Origin of the sequence: Streptomyces sp. NPDC006476, assembly GCF_040612015.1 — a bacterium.
GTDB classification, from domain to species: Bacteria; Actinomycetota; Actinomycetes; order Streptomycetales; family Streptomycetaceae; genus Streptomyces; species Streptomyces griseorubiginosus_B.
Map to the genome: position 1 here is coordinate 1 of NZ_JBEXPK010000167.1, position 7096 is coordinate 7096.

5 protein-coding genes are annotated in these 7096 nt (G+C 67.4%); all 5 read left to right on the forward strand.

All coding sequences use genetic code 11. The features are described from left to right. The first annotated feature begins 252 nt into the window (after positions 1 to 252). The 5 genes from ABZZ74_RS51750 to ABZZ74_RS51770 all read left to right on the forward strand — a co-directional run bounded on the left by ABZZ74_RS51750 (position 253) and on the right by ABZZ74_RS51770 (position 6933). On the forward strand, positions 253 to 1131 hold the full coding sequence (locus ABZZ74_RS51750; RefSeq protein ID WP_356951088.1) for an LLM class flavin-dependent oxidoreductase: 879 nt from the start codon (positions 253 to 255) through the stop codon (positions 1129 to 1131). A gap of 644 nt (positions 1132 to 1775) precedes the next feature. Beyond that, on the forward strand, positions 1776 to 2417 hold the full coding sequence (locus tag ABZZ74_RS51755; protein WP_356951089.1) for a 2Fe-2S iron-sulfur cluster-binding protein: 642 nt from the start codon (positions 1776 to 1778) through the stop codon (positions 2415 to 2417). Between the two features lie 8 nt (positions 2418 to 2425). Further along, a complete protein-coding gene (locus tag ABZZ74_RS51760) occupies positions 2426 to 3409 on the forward strand; it encodes a xanthine dehydrogenase family protein subunit M (RefSeq protein ID WP_356951090.1) in 984 nt (327 codons plus the stop codon). After that, the gene (locus tag ABZZ74_RS51765) at positions 3406 to 5598 is read left to right on the forward strand and encodes a xanthine dehydrogenase family protein molybdopterin-binding subunit (RefSeq protein ID WP_356951091.1); all 2193 of its coding nucleotides are present in this window, start codon (positions 3406 to 3408) and stop codon (positions 5596 to 5598) included. The genes ABZZ74_RS51760 and ABZZ74_RS51765 overlap by 4 nt, the downstream gene beginning before the upstream one ends. Positions 5599 to 5727: 129 nt before the next feature. Continuing rightward, a complete protein-coding gene (locus ABZZ74_RS51770) occupies positions 5728 to 6933 on the forward strand; it encodes an acyltransferase (protein WP_356951092.1) in 1206 nt (401 codons plus the stop codon). Positions 6934 to 7096 lie beyond the last annotated feature (163 nt).

Genomic DNA, 7096 nt, shown 5'->3' on the forward strand with positions numbered 1-7096 from the left:
CCCCACGCCCCGACGGCTTCGAGATCCCCAAGTCCCTCCTGGCGGAAGCATCCGAACTCTACGGCGGCGTCATCCTCGGCCCGCCACGCTGAACCGCTCACTGACCCGAGTGCCCGCGCCGGAACAGCGCCCCCCTGGCTGCCGCCCGGTCTCGAAGGCACTGCCTCCGAGGCGACGGCGGGCCCGTTTCCTTTCCCGCTTCCGACCACCGCGGCCGACGTCGAGCAAGCGCCGGTCGCTCAGGAGACTTTCATGCCCCTCCCTGTCCTGTTCGGCGCAAACGTAGAGCCAAGTGCCCTCCCCGTCGGCCGCTCCGGTGAGCAGGCACTACTCATCGACAGTCTCGGCCTCGACCTTCTCACCATCCAGGACCATCCGTACCAGGCGGCGTTCGACGACACCTGGACACTGCTCACCTTCCTGGCCGCGCGGACGCGACACGTCACCCTCGTCCCGACGGTCAGCTCCCTGCCGTTGCGTCCGCCGGCGGTGCTGGCGAAGGCTGCGGCGACCTTGGACAGACTGACCGGCTCCCGGGTCCAGCTCGGCCTGGGTGCCGGCGCTTTCTGGGAAGCCATCGAGGCCATGGGCGGCTCCCGTCGCACGCCCAGAGAGGCCGTCGACGCACTTGAGGAGGCGATCACCGTCATCCGGGCCATGTGGAGCGGCGAGCGCAGTGTGCGGACGCACGGCGAGCACTACTCGCTCGCCGGCGTCCATCCCGGTCCGGCGCCGAGCCCCGGTCTGGGGCTGTGGCTGGGCTCGTACGGGCCCCGCACGCTGGCGCTGACCGGTGAGAAGGCGGACGGCTGGCTTCCCTCGCATGCCTACCTCGGACTCGACGCACTGCCCACGGCTGTCCGCCGCATCGACGACGCAGCCCTGGCGGCGGGCCGCGATCCGGACACGATCCGCCGGGTCTACAACATCGCCGGTGTCATCCAGCCGGAGTCGGCCGGCCCGTTCCAGGGGCCCGCCGCCCAGTGGACCGAGCACCTTGTCGCGCTCGTGCGCACCGTCGGCATGAACGGTTTCGTCATCTGGCCCGAACGAGACCACACCCGACAGATCCGCGCGTTCGCCGCCGAAGTCGTACCCGCAGTCCGCGAAGCCCTCGCACGCAAGACCTGACCACACCGTGCGCTCGGGCCGGGCAGCACCCCCTGGCACAACGGCACCGGCTGTACCCGTCCCAGCCCTTCCCTCCCCAGCGCAGCGTCTTGCTTCTCACCGGCCACCGCTCTTCGCCGAAATCGTCGTGCGGCCGCTCGACGCTGCCCAGTCCGACACCCTGCTCGCAGCGCGAGGCGTCGCCTCGGAGCACCGCAGCGCTCTGGATGACGTGGAACGAACATCCGGTGCTGTGTGACGACAGGCGGGTCATCTCTCCTGCATCGCATGGTTATCCACGGACAACTTGTCCGTGGATAAGTACGGCCTTCATCCGGGTTCTGGTTCACGCGATGCTTGATGAGTCGAGCGCAGGAGGACGTATGTGGGACCAGCCATCCGCCGCCGCGCCTGTCCAGTTAGCCGAGAACGTCGGCGTTATCGGTGTGAGCAGTGCTGAGCACGAGTGAACACTGCAAGACGCAAAGACCGGGCAGCGGTGCAAGGCAGGGTGGGAGGCAGGAGGACGGCACCGCCGCCCACCGACCTCGATGGACCAGCCATGACCATCCTGTAGCCCCCTCGAACCGAGGAACAGGCACGCCGCTCCCCGAGCCCTTACCGAAAAACCCACAGCTCTCACCCTGACGCGAAGGAGAGTGAGCGTGTCCGTCGAAAATCCCGAGCCTGACAGATCTGTCACTGCCGAGGCCACTTCGGCACCGTCTCGGCGCACGTTCATCACGACGGCCACGGCCGTGTCAGGGGCTGTCGTCGTCGGCGGACTGGTCACGGCGCCGGCTGCCCTCGGCGGCCCGGAGGCAGTGGCCGCCGAAGGGCCTCCTGGCGGCACCGTTCACCTGTCGATCAATGGCGTCCGGCACGCTGTCACCGTCGACAACCGCACCTCTCTGCTCGACCTGCTGCGCGAACACCTCGACCTCACCGGTTCAAAGAAAGGCTGCAATGCCGGAGCCTGCGGCGCCTGCACCGTCCTGGTCGATGGCCACCGCGTCAACTCATGTCTGACCCTGGCCGTCCGGCTGGACGGCGTCGAGGTCACCACCATCGAGGGACTGGCTGACGGCGACCAACTGCATCCGTTGCAGCAAGCGTTCATAGATCAGGACGCCTATCAGTGCGGCTTCTGCACCTCGGGTCAGATCGTGTCCGGTGTCGGCTGTATCAAGGAAGGCCACACCGGAACGTCCGACGAGATCCGGGAGTGGATGAGCGGGAACCTCTGCCGCTGTGGCTGTTACGTCAAGATCGTTCGCGCGGTCGAGCAGGCCGCGGGCCAGAACTGAGGTGGACGATGCACCCCTTCACCATCACCAAGGCATCCGACACCACGGAAGCCCTCGAGGCCGGTGGGCGCGGCGGCCGATACATAGCCGGCGGCACCACCCTCGTCGACTTGATGCGCGAAACCGTGGAGCGTCCTGATGTCCTGGTCGACATCACCGCTCTGCCGCTGCACGGTGTGGACCGTACCGAGGACGGCGGCCTACGCATCGGCGCCTTGGTCCGCATGGCGGAAGCCGCAGCACACCCCGCCATACGTGACAGCTACCCGGTCATCTCCCAGGCGCTGGAGCTGAGCGCCTCCGCCCAGCTGCGCAACATGGCCACCATCGGCGGGAACATGATGCAGCGCACCCGCTGCACGTACTTCCGGGACGTGACCGCCGACTGCAACAAACGCGAACCGGGTTCCGGCTGCGCCGCACTGAACGGCTTCAACCGCAGCCATGCGATCCTCGGCACCTCCGACCAATGCGTGGCCACACATCCGTCCGATCTGGCTGTCGCGCTCGCAGCGTTGGAGGCGAGCGTCCACCTGATGGCTCCGGACAAGGGCAGGCGCACCATCCCCATCACGGACTTCCTGCTTCAGCCCGGCAACACACCTGACCGCGAACAGGCGCTTCAGCCAGGTGAGTTGATCACGTCGGTGGAGATTCCTGCCCTGCCCCGCCCGCTGAAGTCCGGGTATCTGAAGGTCCGCGACCGCCAGTCCTACGAGTTCGCGCTGACCTCGGCCGCGGTGGCCCTCCACATCCGCGGCGGAATGATCCTCGATGCGAAGGTCGCCGCCGGGGGTGTGGGCACGGTGCCCTGGAAGCTGCCGGCCGTCGAACAAGCCCTCATCGGCGAGCATCCCTCCGCCCGGCTGTGGCACAAGGCCGCCGGCCATGCGGCCGAAGGCGCGCACCCCCTCAGGCACAACGGCTTCAAGGTCGAGCTGCTCCAACGTACCGTCGAGCAGCAACTGCGCACCGTCGGAGGCACCTCATGAGCCAGCCACAAGCCGCCGTCGGCGCGTCCGTGGCCCGGGTGGACGCACGGCTGCGGGTCACCGGGAAAGCGAAATACGCCGGCGACAACAACCCCGACGGCGTCGTTCACGCAGTCATCGTCGACAGCAGCGTCGGCCGCGGCCGCATCACCGGCGTCGACGCAGGTCCCGCCCTCGCCCAGCCCGGTGTCCTTACCGTCATCAGCCACCTCAACGCGCCCAGGCTTCCGCCCGTCGAAAGTAACGGCTACCCACCAGGCGAGCCGCTGAGGGCCTTCCAGGACGACCAAGTGCGCTTCTTCGGACAGCCAGTCGCGGTCGTGGTGGCCACGACGCTCGAGATCGCCCAGCACGCCGCGAGCCTGATGCGGGTCACCTACCACGCCGAGCGCCCCTCGACCGACATGAGCGCGGCGCCTCCGGCCAACGACCCCGAGACCTATGCACGGGGCGACGCGGACCAGGCACTGAAATCCGCCGACGTCCAGCTCGACCTGGCGTACCGGATGGCCCGCCAGCACCACAACGCGATGGAACCAGCCGGCATCGTCGCCCGCTGGGACGGGGACAAGCTCACCCTCTGGGAGAAGACCCAGGCGGTCCAGTTCGCCACGTTCAACATGGCGGGCGAATTCGGGATACCGCCGGAGAACATTCATGTCATCTCGCCCGTGCTCGGCGGTGCCTTCGGCAACGCCTTCCGTACCTGGGTGCACTCCGTCATCGCGGTCATGGCCGCCCGCCAGGTGGACCGTCCCGTCAAACTCGTACTCACACGCAAGCAGTTGTACTTCGGGATCGGCTACCGGCCCGCGTACTCATATGGGCTTCGGATGGGCAGCGACCGGCGGGGCCGTCTGACCGCTGCCGTGCACGACGTCGACTCCGAGACATCCAGCTATGAAACGCACCTGGAGGACACTCTCGTCCCCGGGCGGATGCTCTACAGCACGCCGAACGTCAAGCAGGTCCACCGGTCCGTCCCCCTGGACGTCAACACACCGACGTGGATGCGTGGCCCGGGATACGCCAGCGGTGCCTACCCGCTGGAGTCGGCGATGGACGAACTCGCCCATGAACTGGGCATGGACCCGATCGAACTGCGTCTGCGCAACGAACCCGTGGACGACCAGTCCAACGGTCTTCAGTTCTCCACCCGCCGCCTGCGCGAGTGCTACACCACCGGCGCCCGCGAATTCGACTGGAAACGGCGGAGCTTGAAACCTGGCTCCAGGCGCGACGGCGACTGGCACCTCGGCATGGGCATGGCCGCTGGCGTATATGACACCCAGCGCGCCGCAGCCCAGGCTTCCGTGCGGCTGAATGCCGACGGCACCGCCCTGGTCCAGTCCGGGACCAGCGACATGGGGCCCGGCACCGCCACCTCCATGACCCAGGTAGCCGCTGACGCCCTGGGCCTGACCATGCGCCGGGTGATCTTTCGGCTCGGCGACTCGACCCTGCCTCCGGCCCCGGGACACTTCGGATCGCAGACCATGGCGAGCGTCGGATCCGCCGTGCAGGACGGTTGCGACAAGCTGCGGAAAAAGGCCATCGCCCTCGCCGTCGGAGACGAGGGCTCTCCGCTGCACGGGGCCGACCCCGCCGATGTCCAGGTGCGCGGCGGCCGGCTGTACGTAAAGGACGCCCCGGGGCGGGGGGAGACGTACCAGCGACTGCTGGCCCGCAACAACTCCGCCTACCTCGAGGTACTCGGCTCATGGGCTCCGCCGGAAGGACCCGCGAGGTACTCCCTGTACGCCTACGCGGCGACGTTCGCGGAGGTCGCCGTGCACTCCCGGCTCGGCCTGGTGCGGGTCCGGCGCATGCTGGGCGTCTACGATGCCGGTCGTATCATCAGTCCCGCGCTCGCCGACAGTCAGGCACTCGGCGCAATGATCGGCGGATTGGGCGCGGCCCTGCTCGAACACACGATCACCGACCATCGCGACGGCCGAATCGTCAACGCCAACTTCGCCGACTACCTCGTTCCGACGCATGCCGACATACCCGATATCAGGGCGATCTACCTGGCGGGCGGCGAGGACCGCATAGCCGACCCGATCGGTGTGAAGGGACTCGCCGAGATCGTCTGCGTCGGTGTCACGCCGGCCATCTCCAACGCCGTCTTCAACGCCACGGGCCGGCGCATCCGCCAGTTGCCCATCACCCCCGAGCTCCTGCTCTGACCCCCATCACCCTCTTGGTGGCCCCGCAGCGGGGCCACCGGCCTCCGGAGCATGAGTATGGAATCCCCTAGACCCACCTACACCCCTCCTAGGCTGGAGCGATTACCCGCGCCGGTCGGCCCGTCACGGTTGGGCTGGCTGGACGCCTTGCGCGGTGTCGCCGCACTCGTCGTGGTTTTCGACCACTCGTCATACGCCTTCATGGCGGAGTTCCGTCGGGAGTTGATGCCGGAGTTCAACACCAGTCGGTACGGCATCATGGTGTTTTTCCTGGTGAGCGGCTACATCATCCCCGCCTCGCTCGAACGCCGGGGCTCCATCCGGACGTTCTGGATCGGGCGGATATTCCGTATGTATCCGCTGTGGGCAGCTGTCGTCGCCGCAGTCCTTGCCGCCAACCTGTTGGGCTTTGCGGAGATTCGTGACTTCGACGGTCAGAGTGCTGCCACGGTGGCCGTCGCCCATCTCACCCTGCTTCAGGAGCTGCTGGGAACGCCCAATCTCCTCCTCGTCTTATGGACGCTCTCATACGAGATGGCCTTCTACCTTCTGGTCGTCGCCCTCTTCACGGTCCGCCAGCACCAGCGCTCGGCAGCGGTCGCCGTCATCCTGGCGGCCTTCGCCGCCGTGAGCGCGGCGGCGAGGGTCACGCTGCCGGTATCCGCCCTGTCCGGCAGAATCGGCACCGGCCTGCTGATCGCGCTCGCTTCGATCGCCATGGTGGCCGCCATCTGCTGTGCGAGCTCCAGGTCACCTGTACTTCGCGTGTTCGGTGGCATGTTGGGCGGCATACTGGCACTCGCCCTTGTCCCGTTCAACGGCACGGTCCCTATGTGGGAGGGCCTGGTCATCCTCGCCGTGATGTTCCTCGGCACCACCATCTACCGGGCCGAAAACGGTCAGACCACTTGGCGATGGGCGGCCTACACAGCCATCGTCGTGGTCGCCTGCGCCGTGGGCAGTGCGTACGAGTACAGCGAGGGTGCCCCCTTCACCCGGCGCGGCTGGATCGTGGCATTCCTGCTGGCCGTGCTCACCTTCGGCGTGGGACTAGCCTTGCGTCGACGGCGGATACCGCGCTGGCTAACCTGGCTAGGAACGATCAGCTACTCCGTCTACCTGGTGCATCCGGTACTGCTCGCGGTGAGCGACGGCACGATCGGCCGGTGGCGGCAGGACAATCTCGTACTCGAAGCGGCCTTCTATGCTGTGCTGTTGCCGCTGTGCGTGCTGACCTACCGCTACGTCGAAGCGCCGGGCCAGAAATGGGGCCGGAAGCTGGCACGCCGCTCCCTGCCTCGACGTCGGCCAGGCCCGGGGGACGACTCGGGATGACCCAGCCGGGCGAAACAGGCGTTCCTGTGCCTGATGTCGTCGCATGTCACCACGCTCCCGCCGTACTTAGACGTCATCTCATTTGGTGAGTCTCCGGTAGCAGATGAGGGTGCAGGCGATGCTGGTGAAGGCCAGGAAGTGCTCGGCTTTGCGCTCGTAGCGG

Excerpts from the sequence above, each read along its gene's own strand:
- ABZZ74_RS51750 (WP_356951088.1), top strand. The coding sequence starts at position 253 with ATGCCCCTCCCTGTCCTGTTCGGCGCAAACGTAGAGCCAAGTGCCCTC.
- ABZZ74_RS51760 (WP_356951090.1), top strand. The coding sequence starts at position 2,426 with ATGCACCCCTTCACCATCACCAAGGCATCCGACACCACGGAAGCCCTC.
- ABZZ74_RS51765 (WP_356951091.1), top strand. The coding sequence starts at position 3,406 with ATGAGCCAGCCACAAGCCGCCGTCGGCGCGTCCGTGGCCCGGGTGGAC.